General features: G+C 66.7%; 18 protein-coding genes. 6 read left to right on the forward strand and 12 right to left on the reverse strand.

Features of this window, described 5'->3' with window-relative positions; genetic code table 11:
• Positions 1 to 34: 34 nt before the first annotated feature.
• The 8 genes from C665_RS01885 to C665_RS01920 all read right to left on the reverse strand — a co-directional run bounded on the left by C665_RS01885 (position 35) and on the right by C665_RS01920 (position 6,551).
• Positions 35 to 1,129: a PEP-CTERM sorting domain-containing protein gene (locus tag C665_RS01885; protein ID WP_040828283.1), complete on the reverse strand. Its 1,095-nt coding sequence runs from the start codon at positions 1,127 to 1,129 to the stop codon at positions 35 to 37.
• A 254-nt stretch (positions 1,130 to 1,383) separates the two neighbouring features.
• Positions 1,384 to 1,581 (reverse strand): YjfB family protein, encoded by a 198-nt coding sequence (locus C665_RS01890; protein ID WP_004298647.1) that lies wholly within the window; start codon positions 1,579 to 1,581, stop codon positions 1,384 to 1,386.
• A gap of 470 nt (positions 1,582 to 2,051) precedes the next feature.
• Positions 2,052 to 2,537: a YajQ family cyclic di-GMP-binding protein gene (locus C665_RS01895; RefSeq protein WP_004298649.1), complete on the reverse strand. Its 486-nt coding sequence runs from the start codon at positions 2,535 to 2,537 to the stop codon at positions 2,052 to 2,054.
• A 15-nt stretch (positions 2,538 to 2,552) separates the two neighbouring features.
• The gene (gene ppnP, locus C665_RS01900) at positions 2,553 to 2,876 is read right to left on the reverse strand and encodes a pyrimidine/purine nucleoside phosphorylase (RefSeq protein ID WP_004298651.1); all 324 of its coding nucleotides are present in this window, start codon (positions 2,874 to 2,876) and stop codon (positions 2,553 to 2,555) included.
• A 14-nt stretch (positions 2,877 to 2,890) separates the two neighbouring features.
• A complete protein-coding gene (locus tag C665_RS01905) occupies positions 2,891 to 3,121 on the reverse strand; it encodes a DUF2788 domain-containing protein (protein ID WP_004298652.1) in 231 nt (76 codons plus the stop codon).
• A 21-nt stretch (positions 3,122 to 3,142) separates the two neighbouring features.
• Positions 3,143 to 4,372 (reverse strand): argininosuccinate synthase, encoded by a 1,230-nt coding sequence (locus C665_RS01910; protein WP_004298653.1) that lies wholly within the window; start codon positions 4,370 to 4,372, stop codon positions 3,143 to 3,145.
• Between the two features lie 67 nt (positions 4,373 to 4,439).
• A complete protein-coding gene (gene argF, locus C665_RS01915) occupies positions 4,440 to 5,366 on the reverse strand; it encodes an ornithine carbamoyltransferase (RefSeq protein ID WP_004298656.1) in 927 nt (308 codons plus the stop codon).
• A 9-nt stretch (positions 5,367 to 5,375) separates the two neighbouring features.
• Positions 5,376 to 6,551, reverse strand: a complete 1,176-nt coding sequence (locus tag C665_RS01920) for an aspartate aminotransferase family protein (protein ID WP_004298659.1) — start codon at positions 6,549 to 6,551, stop codon at positions 5,376 to 5,378.
• A 324-nt stretch (positions 6,552 to 6,875) separates the two neighbouring features.
• On the opposite strand from C665_RS01920, the gene C665_RS01925 reads away from it, so the two are divergent.
• On the forward strand, positions 6,876 to 7,166 hold the full coding sequence (locus tag C665_RS01925) for a DUF3579 domain-containing protein (protein ID WP_040828285.1): 291 nt from the start codon (positions 6,876 to 6,878) through the stop codon (positions 7,164 to 7,166).
• Positions 7,167 to 7,331: 165 nt separating this feature from the next.
• On the opposite strand, the gene rpsT is transcribed toward C665_RS01925, so the two are convergent.
• Positions 7,332 to 7,598, reverse strand: coding sequence for a 30S ribosomal protein S20 (rpsT, locus tag C665_RS01930; RefSeq protein ID WP_004298664.1), 267 nt, complete (start codon positions 7,596 to 7,598; stop codon positions 7,332 to 7,334).
• A gap of 170 nt (positions 7,599 to 7,768) precedes the next feature.
• On the opposite strand from rpsT, the gene murJ reads away from it, so the two are divergent.
• Positions 7,769 to 9,307, forward strand: a complete 1,539-nt coding sequence (gene murJ / locus C665_RS01935; RefSeq protein ID WP_004298666.1) for a murein biosynthesis integral membrane protein MurJ — start codon at positions 7,769 to 7,771, stop codon at positions 9,305 to 9,307.
• Between the two features lie 193 nt (positions 9,308 to 9,500).
• On the opposite strand, the gene C665_RS01940 is transcribed toward murJ, so the two are convergent.
• Positions 9,501 to 10,427: a LysR family transcriptional regulator gene (locus C665_RS01940; protein ID WP_004298667.1), complete on the reverse strand. Its 927-nt coding sequence runs from the start codon at positions 10,425 to 10,427 to the stop codon at positions 9,501 to 9,503.
• Between the two features lie 107 nt (positions 10,428 to 10,534).
• On the opposite strand from C665_RS01940, the gene C665_RS01945 reads away from it, so the two are divergent.
• The 3 genes from C665_RS01945 (at position 10,535) to C665_RS01955 (ending at position 14,471) form a co-directional block, all read left to right on the forward strand.
• Positions 10,535 to 11,311 (forward strand): ferredoxin--NADP reductase, encoded by a 777-nt coding sequence (locus tag C665_RS01945; protein ID WP_004298669.1) that lies wholly within the window; start codon positions 10,535 to 10,537, stop codon positions 11,309 to 11,311.
• A 199-nt stretch (positions 11,312 to 11,510) separates the two neighbouring features.
• Positions 11,511 to 13,883, forward strand: coding sequence for an EAL domain-containing protein (locus C665_RS01950; RefSeq protein WP_004298671.1), 2,373 nt, complete (start codon positions 11,511 to 11,513; stop codon positions 13,881 to 13,883).
• A 105-nt stretch (positions 13,884 to 13,988) separates the two neighbouring features.
• A complete protein-coding gene (locus C665_RS01955; protein WP_004298672.1) occupies positions 13,989 to 14,471 on the forward strand; it encodes a glutathione peroxidase in 483 nt (160 codons plus the stop codon).
• A 74-nt stretch (positions 14,472 to 14,545) separates the two neighbouring features.
• Here the strand turns inward: C665_RS01955 and C665_RS01960 are convergent, their stop codons facing one another.
• Both C665_RS01960 and C665_RS21035 read right to left on the reverse strand, forming a co-directional pair.
• Positions 14,546 to 14,944, reverse strand: coding sequence for a type II toxin-antitoxin system VapC family toxin (locus C665_RS01960; RefSeq protein ID WP_004298674.1), 399 nt, complete (start codon positions 14,942 to 14,944; stop codon positions 14,546 to 14,548).
• The gene (locus C665_RS21035; RefSeq protein WP_245537121.1) at positions 14,944 to 15,405 is read right to left on the reverse strand and encodes an AbrB/MazE/SpoVT family DNA-binding domain-containing protein; all 462 of its coding nucleotides are present in this window, start codon (positions 15,403 to 15,405) and stop codon (positions 14,944 to 14,946) included. Before C665_RS21035 ends, C665_RS01960 begins: the two co-directional genes overlap by 1 nt.
• Between C665_RS21035 and ettA the strand changes: the two genes are divergently transcribed.
• Positions 15,332 to 16,996: an energy-dependent translational throttle protein EttA gene (gene ettA, locus C665_RS01970; RefSeq protein WP_004298677.1), complete on the forward strand. Its 1,665-nt coding sequence runs from the start codon at positions 15,332 to 15,334 to the stop codon at positions 16,994 to 16,996. The two genes, C665_RS21035 and ettA, sit on opposite strands and share 74 nt — an antisense overlap.
• The last annotated feature ends 67 nt before the right edge of the window (positions 16,997 to 17,063 follow it).

A 17,063-nucleotide genomic window follows, 5' to 3' on the forward strand; every position in this document is an offset into this window, starting at 1 on the left:
GGCGCCTTTCTCGTTTCGGGAACCACCTAAGAAGTCATCGCGCGGCACGCCCGCGCACGGCCAGCCCGAAGAGACCGATACCGAGGAGCGCCAGCACGCCCGGCTCGGGCACCGGATTTCCGTTTCCGTTATCGACGACGTTGGCAAACACCGTCAGCTCCAACTCGTAGCTGCCGCGGCTGGAGGCGAACCCCACATCCTCATCCGACAGCAAGAGCGAGAACAGCATCTCGTGGCTGCCAAGCTCGTCCGCCCTGAAGCTCGCCTTGACATTCCGGCCTGTGCCCTGCGCGAGCCCCTCGAACAATTCGAGGTCCGTCATCGACAGCCCGGAACCGCTCTTGGGTTTGAATCCATCCAGATCCAGTCCCGCTCCGCCGAGCAAACCAAGGTTGAAGATGTTCAGATCGAGCGTAAATAAGTCGCCGAGCTCGACCTCGATGTTCCCTGACACAGGGAGCCGCCAAGTCGTCGTGGTCTGGCCTCCTTCGAAGGAGGCGATCGCATGAGGAACGTAGCTGTAAGCGAGCGTATGGGTGAACGATCCCGCCGCGTCGGCCGTCTGGGAGTTGAGGAATGAGGTCAAAGAGTCGGCCGAACCCGGCGCCGTCGAACTCAGGTCGGCAACAAGCCCGTACGAAGCCGCGCTGTTTCCGGGCGTCTGCCCGGCTTTCGCGACGAACGCATCTCCGGCCGCATCACCCGAGGCGATGGTTCGAGAAAGAGTATCGAAATTGCTCAGCGACGGCGTCGGCGTGCTCACCGAACCGATGACCTGGCGATCGAACAGGGACTCGCCGAAGGACGTCCAGCTGACGCGCACCGCACTCGTCCCCGTCGCGCCACCCGTGACCTGCTGCGAGAGCAGCAAGTTCGAAGCGGAGACCGATGCGGTAATCGAGGTCAGCACGCCCGTCGATGCATCGAACTGCTGGAACGAATTCGGGCCGATCGAGCCGCTGGTCGTTATTGCCGTACTCACCGCGCCGTCCATCACGGACGAGTCGGTCACTGCATAACTTCTCTCAGCGATATCGTACGTCCGCTCGGAAATCATCGGTGCGGCTTGGACAGCCGACATGCCGATCATGGAAAGCACCAGCGCCATCAGGCGGGGTTGAGGATTCATGTGGTTCTCCCGTTCTATTTGAGCAAGCGGGTATTACATGCTTGCCGACGAGCGTTACCAGCAAAAATCAAGCCAGAAAAAATTTTGTTTAATAATCCGTGACTTAAATTATCACCCCCCCCCCGAACCCTGGTTAACTGTAAAAAAAACCGACGCAAAGCGAAATCGAGGCCTCATCGATGCCCCAAAATGGGGTCCAGCCAATGGCTGCGAGACGCATGGGTGGTTTTCGTGGTTCGGGCCCGACGACCTGCTCAAGCCCAGGTGTCGACGATGCCGCCCGCCGTGCTGCCGACCGCCGCAGCGGGGGGCCGGGGAATCGCCTGCAGCAGTTGCATCGCGCTCTCGCCCTGGAGGTCGAGCGCCTTGCGCAGGACTTCGACCGAGGCTTCCTGCTGGACCTGCGCGAGCGCATTGTTCGAGGCCAGCGCGGCGATTGCGGTTGCTTCCATGATTTGTTCTCCTGTCGAGCCGGGGCGAGGGCGGTGATGTCGAAGAGCATATCGGCAGGGAGCGGAGGAGCTTGAGCCGCACCGGCGGCAGCGGGTGACGGACCGCCCGCATCGCGACTTGCGCCGCTCCTGCAGCGCGTGCAGGTGTCGGAAATACGCGAACGCAGCGCGCTCGGCATGCGTGAGGACCGCCCCACCCGCGCGGGAAACAACGGCCGAACCCCAGCCGAACCGCGTCCGAAATCGCGCTGCTTCTCGTGGGAGCGACGCAAGTCGCGATTCCCCGCTGCTTCTCGTGGGAGCGACGCAAGTCGCGATTCCCCGCTGCTTCTCGTGGGAGCGACGCAAGTCGCGATTCCCCGCCCGGAACATCGCCTCGTCGCCGTCAACCCGACTCCCCCACAACCCAACCCCCGAACGCACGACGGGCGCCTCGCGGCGCCCGTCGGATTCCTGCCCCGGCGTTCCGCTCAGTCGCGGAAGTTGCCGTACTGCAGCGGAAAATCGGTGATCTGCTTCTTGACCAGCGCGATCGCCTCCTGCAATACGTCGCGCTTGGCGCCGGAGACGCGCACCGCGTCGCCCTGGATCGCAGCCTGCACCTTCATCTTGCTGTCCTTCAAGAGCTTGACGATCTTCTTGGCCAGTTCCTGCTCCACGCCGACCCGCACCTTGACCTCCTGCTTGACCTTGTTGCCGGAGATCTTCTGCACGTCGCCGTAGTCGAGACATCGGACGTCGACGTTCTTCTTGGTCATCTCGGGCAGCAGGATGGTCTTGATCTGCTCGAGCTGGAAGTCGCTGTCGCCGTAGAGGGTCAGCAGCTTCTCGGCGAGCTCGATCTTGGCGCTCGTGCCCTTGAAGTCGTGACGGCCGTCGACCTTGCGGTTGGCCTGCTCGACCGCGTTGCGCAGCGCGGGCTGGTCGACCTCGGACAGGATGTCGAAAGACGGCATGCTCCCCTCCCCCGCTCAGCCGAAGTGGCAGATGTAGTGGTAGGGCTCGCCCGCCACCTCGATGTCGAAGCTGGAGTCGCCCGGCACGTCGAAGGATTCGCCGGCGCCGTAGGTCTTCCAGTCCGCCTGGCCTTTCAGGCGGACGCGGCAGGAGCCGGCCACGCCCTCCATGATCTCGGGCGCGCCGGTGTTGAAGGTGAGCGAGGCCGGCAGGATGACCCCCACGGATTTCTTCGTGCCGTCCGCGAACTGCACGCTATGGCTGACGCACTTGCCGTCGAAATAGACGTTGGCCTGGGTGGTGACGGCGACGCCGTCGAGCTTGGCGGTAATGCCCATCGCTTGCGTTTTCCTTATTCGATGCCGAGCAGCTTCTGGATGATGCCCTTGGCGATGAAGCCGACGAAGCCCACGCCCAGGCCTAGGAACAGCCACATCATGCCGTAGCGGCCGGCCTTGGATTCCTTGCCCAGGTTCCAGATGATGAAGACCATGAACAGGATCAGGCCGGTCAAGCCGAGTTTGAGGGCGAGGTCCTCGAACTCGACGAAGCTGAGTCCGAGGATGTAGTCGTCGTTGGCCATCGCAAGGGATCCGTTGCGGGTTTAGCCGCGCTTGGCCTTGGCGTTGGCCGCGATGCGCATGCGCAGCGCGTTCAGGCGGATGAAGCCGTGCGCGTCCTTCTGGTTGTAGGCGCCGGCGTCGTCCTCGAAGGTGGCGATCGTCGGGTCGAACAGCGAGTCGGTCTTCGAGTCGCGACCGGTGACGATGACGTTGCCCTTGTAGAGCTTGAGGCGTACCCAGCCGTTGACGGTCTGCTGGGTGTGGTCGATGAGCGCCTGGATCGCGCGGCGCTCGGGGCTCCACCAGTAACCGTTGTAGATCATGCTGGCGTAGCGCGGCATGAGGTCGTCCTTGAGGTGGGCGACTTCGCGGTCGAGCGTGATCGATTCGATGGCGCGGTGGGCGCGCAGCAGGATGGTGCCCCCCGGGGTCTCGTAGCAGCCGCGGCTCTTCATGCCGACGTAGCGGTTCTCCACCAGGTCGAGGCGGCCGATGCCGTGCTTGCCGCCGAGCTCGTTGAGCCTGGCGAGCAGCTCGTGCGCCTTCATGCGCTTGCCGTCGATCGCGACCAGATCGCCCTGTTCGAACTCGAGGTCGATGTACTCGGCGGCGTCGGGCGCGGCCTCCGGCGACACCGTCCAGCGCCACATCGACTCCTCGGCCTCGGCGGCGGGGTTCTCGAGGTGGCGGCCCTCGAAGGAGATGTGCAGCAGGTTGGCGTCCATCGAGTAGGGCGAGCCGCCCTGCTTGTGCTTCATCTCGATGGGGATGCCGTGCTTCTCTGCGTAGGCGAGCAGCTTTTCGCGCGACAGCAGGTCCCACTCGCGCCACGGCGCGATGACCTTCACGCCCGGCATCAGCGCGTAGTAGCCGAGCTCGAAGCGGACCTGGTCGTTGCCCTTGCCGGTGGCGCCGTGCGAGACGGCATCGGCGCCGGTGGCGCGCGCGATCTCGATCTGGCGCTTGGCGATCAGCGGACGCGCGATCGAGGTGCCGAGCAGGTATTCGCCTTCGTAGATGGTGTTGGCGCGGAACATCGGGAAGACGAAGTCGCGCACGAACTCCTCGCGCAGGTCGTCGATGAAGATGTTCTCGGGCTGGATACCGAACTGCAGCGCCTTGGCGCGCGCGGGCTCGAGCTCTTCACCCTGGCCGAGGTCGGCGGTGAAGGTGACCACTTCGCACTGGTAGGTGTCCTGCAGCCACTTCAGGATGACCGAAGTGTCCAGCCCGCCCGAGTAGGCGAGCACTACTTTGTTGACGTCGCTCATGCTGTTTTCCTGTTTCCTGCTGTGTTGCCGGCGCGCACGCCCGTGCGTGCCGTGATTGTTCGTTGGATCAGTTCTCGATGCGGCCGAGGACCAGGTATTCCATCAACGCCTTCTGCGCATGCAGGCGGTTCTCGGCCTCGTCCCACACCACGGACTGCGGGCCGTCGATGACTTCAGCGGTGACTTCCTCGCCGCGGTGCGCGGGCAGGCAGTGCATGAAGACGGCCTCCTTGTGCGCGACCGACATCATCTCGGCATCGACGCACCAGTCGGCGAAGGCCTTCATGCGCTCTTCGTTTTCGGCCTCGAAGCCCATCGAGGTCCACACGTCGGTGGTGACCAGGTCGGCGCCGCGGCAGGCGTCCATCGGGTCGGCGAACTGCTCGAAGTTGGCCGTCCCGTACAGGCCGGCGCGCTCGGGCTCGACTTCATAGCCCGGCGGGGTCGACACGTGAACGTTGAAGTCCAGCACTTCGGCGGCCTGCAGCCAGGTGTTGCACATGTTGTTGCTGTCGCCGATCCAGGCCACGGTCTTGCCCTGGATCGAGCCGCGGTGCTCGATGAAGGTGAGGATGTCGGCGAGGATCTGGCAGGGGTGGTACTCGTTGGTGAGGCCGTTGATGATCGGCACGCGCGAGTTGGCGGCGAAGCGCTCGACGATGTCCTGCTCGAAGGTACGGATCATCACCAGGTCGCTCATGCGCGAGATCACCTGGCCGGCGTCCTCCACCGGCTCGCCGCGGCCGAGCTGCGAGTCGCGGGTGTTGAGGTAGATCGCCGAGCCGCCGAGCTGGTGCATGCCGGCCTCGAACGAGAGGCGCGTGCGCGTGCTCGCCTTCTCGAAGATCATCACCAGCGTGCGGTCGAAGAGCGGGTGGTAGGGCTCGTAGCGCTTGAACTTGTCCTTGATCCACTTCGCGCGCGCGAACACGTATTCGTATTCCTCGCGGGTGAAATCCTTGAACTGGAGGTAGTGCTTGATGGGAGAGCTCATACGCAGTCCTCAGCCGTTCGCGAGGAAGTCGCGAATCATCGGCGCCAGCATGGACACCAGGGTCTGCGCGTCGGCGGTGGTGAAGGTGAGCGCCGGCAGCAAGCGCACCACGCGCTCGGAGGTCACCGACAGCAGCAGGCCGTTCTCGGCGGCGCGCGCCATCAGCACGCCGCAGGGGCGGTCGAGTTCGATGCCGATCATGAGGCCGCGACCGCGGATGTCGACCACGCCCGCCTCGCCGGCGAGCGCCTCAGCCATGCCCTTGCGGATCGCCGCGCCGACGGCGACGGCGTTGTCCATGAGCTCGTCCTCGACGATGGCGTCGAAGGTGGCCAGGCCCGCCGCGCAGGCGAGCGGGTTGCCGCCGAAGGTGGAGCCATGGTTGCCCGGCCCGAACAGGCCCTTGGCCAGGCCGCTGGTCACGCAGGCGCCGATCGGCACGCCCGAGGCCAGGCCCTTGGCCAGCGTCATCACGTCGGGCCTCGTGCCCGCATGCTGCCAGCCGAACCACTTGCCGGTGCGGCCCATGCCGCACTGAACCTCGTCGCAGATCATCAGCCAGCCCCTGTCGTCGCACAGGGCGCGCAGATCACGCTGAAAGGCCTCGTCGGCGACGTTGACCCCGCCCTCGCCCTGGATCATCTCGAGCATCACCGCGACCACGGTGTGGTTGTGCTCGGCGATCTTGCGGATGGCCTCGATGTCCTTGTAGGGCACGCGGATGAAGCCCTGCACCAGCGGCTCGAAACCGGCCTGGGCCTTGCGGTTTCCGGTGGCCGACAACGTGGCCATGGTGCGACCGTGGAAGGCGTTCTCCATGACGATGATGTGCGGCAGCTCGATGCCCTTGTTGTGGCCGTACATGCGCGCGAGCTTGATCGCCGCCTCGTTGGCCTCGCAGCCGGAGTTGCAGAAGAACACCTCGTCCATGCCCGCGGCTTCGGCGATGCGGTCGGAGAGCTGCTCCTGCAGCGGGATGCGATACAGGTTGGAGGTGTGCAGGACGCGCTCGGCCTGGTCGGCGATGGCCTTGACCAGGCGGGGGTGCTTGTACCCGAGCGTGTTGACCGCGATGCCGGAGAGGGCATCGAGATATCGCTTGCCTGTCTCGTCGTACAGCCACACGCCCTCGCCGTGCGTGAAGGCCACGGGCAGGCGGGCGTAGGTATTCATGACATGGGACATGGGGGTACCTCGATCGGTGCGAAGCCGGAAAACGCACACGGCGGCAGACGCCGCCGTGCAGGAAATGTGCCGATGTTAAGCCAAAACGGCCGACCCTGTACATAAGCGGGCCGCGCTCCGCGGGACGCCGGACGCCATCCGCGAGCCTCGTCAGCACGACCGGAGCCCCGGCGCCGACAGGTCGCACGAAGCCCTTCGGCAGGATCGCCCGACGCCCGCGCGGCGGAATGGCCGCGGGGGATTTCTGCTAGAATGCCGCCCGTCCTGATTCCGGCGACAAAGAACCGGAACATGCGCATCCCCGAAGCCGCCAAGGCATCACACATGAATCAGAAGATCGAGAACTTCATCATCGTCGGGGTCACGAGGGAGGGGAAGAAATTCCGTCCGAGCGACTGGTCCGATCGCCTGTGCGGCGTGATGTCCGCCTTCGGCGCCGACCATCGGATGACGTATTCGCCCTACGTGCGCCCAGGGTGCACGCTGAAGGGCGACAAGACCGTCCTCGTCGACGCCCGCCTCTACGACGTCGAACCGCTGGCCTACAAGTTCATGGTGAACTTCGCCAACGACAACAACCTCCAGATCGAGTGGATGGGCGACGCGCCGTTCTGAGACGGCGCACTCATCCCCTCCGCTCCGGAACCGCAAGAGCGACGCAAGTCCCGATCCCGGGACCGGGAGTCCGCGCCGAGGACTTCCCGGCATACGCCCAACAAAAAAGCGACCCTCGGGTCGCTTTCTCGATCTCGGCGCCGAGGCGCCGGCATGCGGCAAGGATCAGGCAGCCATCGCCTTGACGGCGGCCGACAGGCGGCTCTTGTGGCGAGCAGCCTTGTTCTTGTGGATGATCTTCTTGTCGGCGATGCTGTCGATGGTGCTCATCGAGGTGCGAAAGACCGACTGAGCCGCCGCCTTGTCGCCACCCACGATGGCCTTGCGCACGGCCTTGATCGCGGTACGCAGGCGGGAACGAAGGCTGGCGTTGTGGGCGCGGGCCTTGGTCGCCTGACGGGCGCGCTTGCGAGCTTGTGCCGAGTTGGCCATAGATTTGAAGTCCGTATTGGTGGTTCTGGAAAAGTCCGCGATTATAGGGACCGGCTCCGGTGAATGCAAGCGTCTTTTCCCGCACTCCCGCTTATCGAGACACCGGCGGGCGGCTATGATGCGCCCTCCGCATCTTCCGCGCGCCGCCGGCCGGCGCGCGCCTCGACCGAATGAACCTCCTGCGCGCGCTTGCCACCGTCAGCGGCATGACCCTGCTGTCCCGCATCCTGGGCTTCGTCCGCGACCTCGTGATCGCGCGCGCCTTCGGCGCCGGCATGGCGACCGACGCCTTCTTCGTCGCCTTCCGCCTGCCCAACCTGCTGCGCCGCATGTTCGCCGAGGGCGCGTTCTCGCAGGCCTTCGTACCCATCCTCGCCGAGTACAAGAACCGCCAGGGCGAGGTCGCCACCCACACTCTGGTGAGCCGGGTCGCCACCCTGCTCGGGCTGGTGGTGGCGGTGGTCGCGGCGCTCGGCGCGCTCGCCGCACCGCTGATCATCTACGTGTCGGCCCCGGGCTTCTCCGGCGACGCGGGCAAGTTCGCGCTCACCGTCGAGCTCACCCGCATCACCTTCCCCTACATCTTCTTCATGTCGCTGGTGGCGCTCGCGGGTGGCGTGCTCAACACCTGGAGCCGGTTCGCGATCCCGGCCTTCACGCCGGTGCTGCTCAACCTAGCCTTCATCGGCATGGCGCTGTTCGCGGTGCCGTACTTCGACCCCCCGGTGCTGGCGCTGGCGTGGGCGGTGTTCCTCGGCGGCCTGCTGCAGCTCGCGCTGCAGGTGCGGCCGCTGATGAAGATCGGCATGATGCCGCGCTTCGACCTCGACCTCTCCGACCCCGGCGTGCGCCGCGTCATGACGCTGATGGCGCCGGCGATCCTGGGCGTGTCGGTGAGCCAGATCTCGCTGCTGATCAATACCATCTTTGCCTCCTTCCTGGAGAGCGGCAGCGTGTCCTGGCTGTATTACGCGGACCGCCTGATGGAATTTCCCGCCGGCCTGCTCGGCGTGGCGCTCGGCACCATCCTGCTCCCCAGCCTCTCCAAGCTGCACGCCGACGACAAGGCGGAGGAGTTCTCCTCGCTGCTCGACTGGGGCCTGCGCCTGACCCTGATGCTGACCCTGCCCGCCGCGCTCGGCCTCGCGCTGCTGGCGGTGCCGCTGGTGGCAACGCTGTTCAACTACGGCGCCTTCACCCCCGCCGACGTGATGCAGACGCGCAGCGCGCTGGTCGCCTACAGCGTGGGCCTGACCGGGCTGATCCTGGTGAAGGTGCTCGCACCGGGCTTCTACGCCCGCCAGGACATCCGCACACCGGTGAAGATCGCCATCCTGACCCTGGCCGCGACGCAGCTGATGAACCTCGCCTTCGTAATCCCGCTGCGCCACGCCGGCCTGGCGCTGTCGATCGGCCTGGCTTCCTGCCTCAACGCCGCCCTGCTCTACCGTGGTCTGCGCAAGCGCGAGGTGTACCGCCCGCAGCCGGGCTGGGGCCTGTTCGCGCTCAGGCTGCTGGTCGCGCTCATCGTGATGGGCACGACACTGTGGTTCGCGAGCGGGCCGGCGAGCCTGTGGACGCAAATCGGCGGCCTGGAGCGCGGCCTGCGCCTGGCCCTGATCGTGCTCGGCGGCGCGGTGGCCTACTTCGCCACCCTGTTCGCACTCGGCTTCCGCCTGCGCGACTTCCGCCGCCGCGGCGCGGCCTGAGGCGCTGATATCGCGACTGGCGTCGCTCCTGCAGAACGGGCTGCGGAAGCGCTGCGCACATTGTGGGAGCGACGCCAGTCGCGATATCAGCGCTGCGGATTGTGGGAGCGACGCAAGTCGCGATGACCGCGTCGCACATTGTGGGAGCGACGCAAGTCGCGATCGCAGCGCCGAACGAAACACCGCGACGAATTCAAGCCACCGGCGGCAGCGGGATCTCGTCGCTGCGGCGGGCGCCGGCGGTGAAGGCGCGGCAATCCTCGACGAAGCGGCGCAGCGCGGCACCGTGATATTTTCCGCGATGCCAGACGAAGCTGAAGCGCCGGCGCAGGTCGAGCTCGGGCACCTCCACCGCCACCAGGCTGCCGCGCCGGAACGCATCGCGCAGCGCCAGCCGCGACAGGCAACCCAAGCCCAGGCCGCTCTCCACCGCGCGCTTGATGGCCTCGGTATGCTCGAGCTCCAGCCGCGGCACGACCCCGCCCGGGTGATGCCGCAACGCGCGATCGAAGGTCTCGCGCGTGCCCGAACCACGCTCGCGCAGGATCCACGGCTGGCCGGCGAGCTCGGCCACGCTCGCGCGACCGCGTGCGGCGAGCGCATGCCCCGGCGCGCAGAACACCACGAGCTCGTCCTCGACCCAGGGCTCGACGTGCAGCTCGGCATCCACCACCTGGCCCTCGACCAGACCCAGGTCGATCTCGTGGTGCAGCAGGCGCTCGGCGATGGTCGCGGTGTTGCGCACCTGCAGATGCACCCGGCTCTCGGGGTGGGCCTGGAGGAAATCCGACACGATCAGCGGCAGCAGGTAGTTGCCGATGGTCAGCGTCGCGCCCACGCGCAGCGGGCCGAGGCCCTGCTCGCCGCGCATGCGGCCCTCGAACTCGGCGGCACGGTCGAGCAGCTCCACCGCGTGCGGCAGCAGCAGACTGCCCTGCTCGTTCAGGCGCAGGCGCTTGCCGTGGCGGTCGAAGAGCGGCTGCGCGCACTGACTCTCCAGCTCGGCGAGCGCCGCACTCGCCGCCGACTGCGACAACGCGAGGCCCTCGGCAGCGCGCGAGACGTGCTCGGCGCGCGCCACCGCGACGAAGACCTGGATCTGGCGGAGGGTAAACTTCATATCGATAAAGTCGATGAAGGATATGAATATTATCCGCCATACAGGTAAGGAGAAGTACCTAGAATCCGCTCACCCCTCCATCCCGCAGCCTGCAGAGACCCGAAACCATGAGCAGCCTCGCCACCGAACGCGTCCTCAGCGTCCATCACTGGAACGAATCCCTCTTCAGCTTCCGCACCACCCGCGACCCCGGGCTGCGCTTCGAGAACGGCCAGTTCGTGATGATCGGCCTGGACGTCGGCGGCAAGCCGCTGACGCGCGCCTACAGCATCGCCAGCCCCAACTACGAGGAGCACCTCGAGTTCTTCAGCATCAAGGTGCCGGACGGCCCGCTGACCTCGCGCCTGCAACACCTGCGCCCGGGCGACCCGATCGTGGTGAGCAAGAAGCCCACCGGCACCCTGGTGCTGCACGACCTCAACCCGGGCAAACACCTCTACCTGCTCGCCACCGGCACCGGCCTGGCGCCCTTCCTGAGCGTGGTCCAGGACCCGGAGACCTACGAGCGCTTCGAGAAGGTCGTGCTGGTGCATGGTGTGCGTTTCGTCTCCGAACTCGCTTACACCGACTTCATCACCCGCGAGCTGCCGCAGCATGAATACTTCGGCGAGCAGGTGCGCGAGCAGCTGATCTACTATCCGACGGTGACGCGCGAGCCCTTCCGCAACACCGGACGCATCACTCATGTGATCGACTCCGGTCGGCTCTTCGCCGACATTGGCCTGCCGGAGCTCGATCCCGGGCACGACCGCGTAATGATCTGCGGCAGCCAGGCGATGAACAAGGACTGCTGCGACCTGCTCGACGCGCGCGGCTTCAAGATGTCGCCGCGCATCGGCGTGGCGGGCGACTACGTGATCGAGCGCGCGTTCGTGGAGAAGTGAAGCTGTCGTGGAAGGAGCCATCCCGGCATAGTGGATCGGCATGCCCGACCCGCATGTCCTATCATCCAACTTTTGATCCAGATCAATTCCAGGGCAAGACGCGCAGATAGGATCCGCCCGCGCCCGCCTTGCCCACCTCCCTTCTCCCCGGCTCAACCTTGCCCCCCGCTCCCCGGCCCCTCGCTCCGGAGCGGAGGAAGTGACGCGCGCCGCCTTCGCGCTGCTGCTGCACACCTCGAGCAGCATCCGCCTGCTCGTGCTCGCGCTGATCGGCCTCGCCGGGCTGGGGTGGTTCGTGGTCGAGGCCGGCACCAGCTCGGCACGCGAGCACCTGCGCTACGCCCGCGACCTGCGCGAGATCCGCCAGGTCGATGCCGAGCTCGGCGCCGCCGCGCTCGCCCGCCGGCTCGGGCTCGCCGAGGACTGGCACGGGGCCGACGCCCACCTGGCGCGGATGGGTGAACTCCTCGAAGACCTCGGCCGCGTTCCCGACTTCCTCACCGGCAGCGAGATGGCGGCCGTGCGCCGCCAGCTCGATCACTACACCGCCCTGCAGACCGACAAGCGCACCGTGATCAGCGCGCTGCGCGTGCTCCTCGACGCGCCGCCGCAGAACGGCGGCGCGGCCGAAGCCGAGGCCGACCGCCTCCTGCGCCAGCTCCTCGCGCTGCAGACCGCACGCGAGGGCGAGCGCCTGGTGGAGAGCTACACCGACGGCTACGTCGCCTCGCAAACCCGCATGAACCGCCACCGCGTGCTGCTGGTGCTCGCCGCGCTCGCGCTCGGCGCCTACCTGCTGCTCACCGCGCTGCGACTGCGCGCGGTCTCGCTCACTGTCAGCAAGGCGCATGCCGACCTGCAGGAACACGCCGCTGCGCTCGGCCGTGCCGAAGCCGAGCTGCGCCTGTACGCCACGGTGTTCACCAACGCCAGCGAGGGCATGCTGATCACCGATGCGCACAGCCGCATCATCGCCGCCAACCCGGCCTTCTCCCGCATCACCGGCTACAGCCCGGCGGAGGTCGCGGGGCGCTCGCCGGCGCTGCTGAACTCCGGGCGGCAGGACGCCGGCTTCTACCGGCGCATGTGGTCCACGCTCGCCAGCCGCGGCAAGTGGCAGGGCGAACTGTGGAACCGCCGCCGCGACGGCTCGATCTATCCCGAGTGGCTGTCGATCACCGCGGTGCCGGGCGAGGGCGAGGGGGCGGACGGACAGCCGTGCAACTACATCGGCATCTTCTCCGACATCACCGAACGCAAGGAGGCCGAAGCGCGCATCCTGCACCTCGCCCACCACGACCCGCTCACCAACCTGCCCAACCGCGCGCTGCTCAACGACCGCCTGAGCCAGAGCCTGCTGCAGGCACGGCGCGACGGCCGCGGCGCCGCGGTGCTGCTGCTCGACCTCGACCGCTTCAAGACGATCAACGACACCCTCGGCCACGAACGCGGGGACAGTCTGCTGCTGGAGATCTGCGCACGCTGCCGGCGCGTGCTGCGCGACACCGACACGCTTGCCCGCCTGAGCGGGGACGAGTTCGTCATCGTGCTGCCCGACGCCACCACCGCCGACGTCAGCGCAGACACCGCGCGCAGGATCCTCGACGCCATCGCCCTGCCCTGCCGGCTGGGCGAGCACGAGATCAGCATCACGGCGAGCATCGGCATCGCCCTCTTCCCGCGCGACGGCGGCGACGAATCGACCCTGTTGCGCAACGCCGACGCCGCCATGCATCGCGCCAAGGAGGCCGGGCGCAACGGTTTCGAGTTCTACACCGAGGACATGAACACCAGTTCGCTCGGCCGCCTGTTGCTCGAACACCAGCTGCGCGGCGCCGCCGAGCGCGGCGAGCTGCTGCTGCACTACCAGCCCAAGGTGAGCGCCGCCGACGGCCGCCTCGGCGGCTTCGAGGCGCTGCTGCGCTGGCAGCATCCCGAGCTCGGCATGGTCGCGCCCGGCCAGTTCATCCCGCTCGCCGAAGAATCGGGCCTGATCGTGCCGATCGGCCAGTGGGTGCTCGAGGAAGCCTGCCGCCAACAGCGCGCCTGGCTGGACGCCGGTTTCGACGTGCCGCCGCTCGCGGTGAACCTCTCGGCGCACCAGCTCGCCCAACCCGACATCGTCGCAACCGTGGCGGCGGCCATCGAGTGCCACCGCCTCGCGCCCGGCCTGATCGAGCTCGAGCTCACCGAGACCATGCTGATGCGCGACGTCGATCGCACCATCCGCACCCTCGTGCGCCTGCGCGAGATGGGCGTGCGCCTGGCGATCGACGACTTCGGCACCGGCTACTCCTCGCTCAACTACCTGCGCCAGTTCCCGGTCAATGCGCTGAAGATCGACCGCAGCTTCGTCAGCGACATCGGCAGCGACGGCGCCGAGGGCAAGATCGCCGCAGCCATCGTCGGCATGGCCCACAGCCTGGGGCTGGAGGCGGTCGCCGAAGGCGTGGAGAGCGAGGCCCAACGCGCCTTCCTGCAGATGCACGGCTGCCATCAGTTGCAGGGCTTCCTGATCGCCCGCCCGGCGCCTGCGCGCGAAATCGAGCGCTTCCTGAGCCGGCGCGCCTGAATCGCGCGGCGCGGCGGAAACTTGCGCCGGCCCGCCCGCCTCCAAGCCTGCGAAGTCCGCCATGCGGCGGGCCCGCATCCCACCCGCGCACGGAGACCCTCCCCCATGAGCTCGCCCCTGTACGACCTCGAAGTCGACCGCCTCGCCGGCGGCACCACCACGCTCGGCGAATACGCCGGCAAGCTGCTGCTGATCGTCAACACCGCAAGCCAGTGCGGGCTCACCCCGCATTACGCCGGCCTGGAAAAGCTCTATCAGACCTACAAGGACCGCGGCCTGGTGGTGCTCGGCTTTCCGTGCAACCAGTTCGGAGCGCAGGAGCCGGGTAGCGCGGAGGAGATCGGCGCCTTCTGCACCAGGAACTACGGCGTGAGCTTTCCGATGTTCGCCAAGATCGAGGTCAACGGCGACGGCGCACATCCGCTGTACAAGTATCTGAAACAGCACGCGAAAGGCATCCTCGGCACCGAGGCGATCAAGTGGAACTTCACCAAGTTCCTGGTGAGCCGCGACAGCGAGCGCATCGAGCGCTACGCGCCGACCACCACGCCGGAGGAACTGGTGAAGGAGATCGAGGGGATGCTCTAGGCAAGGGAGACGCATGCGCTGGGCCGGATTCGTGCGCCCCAAGGCGGGGGGCGGACGTGGTCCCGCGACAGGATTCAGGGCGTCACAAGCTCGACCGAGGGAAAGTACTGTCGGTACTTGCGCGGATCTCGCGTAAGGATGTTCCAGCCTTCGACCGCGGCATGCGCGCCGATGAAGAAGTCGGCCAGCACGTTGCGCCGCTGGCCGCCGTTTCGACGATAGGCGACGAAGGCCTTGCCCGCGAGAAAGAGCGCCGGCCTGGGGATCTCGACGACTTCAACGCCGAAATCGGTGACCGCCTCATCCAGCGCCTCGACGGTCGAGAAGGTCAAGGAAAGTTCGGCGTAGATGATGGGATTGATCGCAAGTCGATGCACTTGCGACTGCCGACGCAGCATGTCGATCGACCAATCCGCCCAGCGCGGATCGTCTTCCAGCACATCGATCAGCGCATTGGTGTCGACCAGCAGCATCAGTTGTCGCCACGCAGCAAGGCCATCAGGTCATCCGTCCGCCACTTGACGTCGGCCTTGCCGCGCAAGCGCTCGAAGCGATCATCCTCGTCTCGTAGTTCACTGGGGCGCGTCAGGACGACCTCACCCTCGCGATTGATGCGGAACTCGATCGCGCATCCGGGCTCGAGATGCAGCGCGTCGCGGATGTGCTTGGGGATCGTCACCTGCCCCTTGCTCGTCAGTGTGGTGTGCATCTCGATTCTCTCCTTCCTGTATTTCTTACACGTCTTCGCAGCGTAATACCCCAATCGGCTAGCTGCAAGCTCCATGCGTGCCTGCCGCTGCCCACTCGGGTAGACTTCCGCTTTTTCCGCCCCACCGAACACCGCCAACGAGGTACCCGCAGTGGCCCAATACGTCATGTCGATGCTGCGCGTGAGCAAGATCGTTCCGCCCAAGCGCCAGATCATCAAGGACATCTCCCTCTCCTTCTTCCCCGGCGCCAAGATCGGCCTGCTCGGCCTCAATGGCTCGGGCAAGTCCACCGTGCTGCGCATCATGGCCGGCGTGGACAAGGAATACGACGGCGAGGTGCAGTGGCTCGCCGGCCAGCGCATCGGCTACCTGCCGCAGGAGCCCGAGCTCGACCCCGCCAAGACGGTGAAGGAAGAGGTCGAGGCTGCGCTCGGCGAGATCATGGAGGCGCGCCAGAAGCTGGAAGAGGTCTACGCCGCCTATGCCGAGCCCGACGCCGACTTCGACAAGCTCGCCGAGGAACAGGCGAAGTACGAGAACATCCTGTCGACTGCCGGCAGCGACGTCGAGACCCAGATGGAGATCGCCGCCGACGCGCTGCGCCTGCCGCCCTGGGACGCCGTGATCGGCAAGCTCTCCGGCGGCGAGAAGCGCCGCGTCGCGCTGTGCAAGCTGCTGCTGTCCAAGCCCGACATGCTGCTGCTCGACGAACCCACCAACCACCTCGACGCCGAATCGGTCGAGTGGCTGGAGCAGTTCCTCACCCGCTTCCCCGGCACCGTGGTGGCCGTCACCCACGACCGCTACTTCCTCGACAACGCCGCCGAATGGATCCTCGAGCTCGACCGCGGCCACGGCATCCCCTGGAAGGGCAACTACTCGTCCTGGCTGGAGCAGAAGGGCGACCGCCTCGCGCAGGAGGCCAAGCAGGAGGCCGCCCACCAGAAGGCGATGAAGACCGAACTGGAGTGGGCGCGCTCCAACCCCAAGGCGCGCCAAGCCAAGTCGAAGGCCCGCCTGGCCCGCTACGAGGAGATGGCGAGCGTCGAATACCAGCGCCGCAACGAGACCCAGGAGATCTTCATCCCGCCCGGCGAGCGCCTCGGCGACAAGGTCATCGAGTTCCACGGCGTCAGCAAGGCCTTCGGCGACAAGCTGCTGATGGACAACGTCAGCTTCGCCATCCCGCCCGGCGCCATCGTCGGCATCATCGGCCCCAACGGCGCCGGCAAATCGACGCTGTTCAAGATGATCGAGGGCCGCGACAAGCCCGACTCCGGCACGGTCGAGATCGGCGCCACGGTCAAGATCGCCGCGGTCGACCAGACCCGCGAGGGCCTGGCCAACGACAAGACGGTGTTCGACGCCATTTCCGATGGCGCCGACGTGCTCACGGTCGGCCGCTTCGAGATGCCCAGCCGCGCCTACATCGGCCGCTTCAACTTCAAGGGCGGCGACCAGCAGAAGATCGTCGGCAACCTGTCGGGCGGCGAGCGCGGGCGGCTGCACCTCGCCAAGACCCTGATCCAGGGCGGCAACGTGCTGCTGCTCGACGAGCCGTCCAACGACCTCGACGTCGAGACCCTGCGCGCGCTCGAAGACGCATTGCTGGAGTTCGCCGGCTGCGCGCTGGTGATCTCGCACGACCGCTGGTTCCTCGACCGCATCTGCACCCACATCCTGGCGGCCGAGGGCGACTCGCAGTGGTTCTTCTTCGAGGGCAACTACCAGGAATACGAAGAGGACAAGAAGAAGCGCCTGGGCGAGGAAGGCGCCAAGCCCAAGCGCATCCGCTACAAGCCGATCGCGCGCTGACACATCCACCGGACGCGCTGTCCCCGGAGGCCCGCTGCATGCCCTGCAGCGGGCTTTTGCGTTTACG

The organism is Thauera aminoaromatica S2 (assembly GCF_000310185.1).
Classification (GTDB): Bacteria; Pseudomonadota; Gammaproteobacteria; order Burkholderiales; family Rhodocyclaceae; genus Thauera; species Thauera aminoaromatica.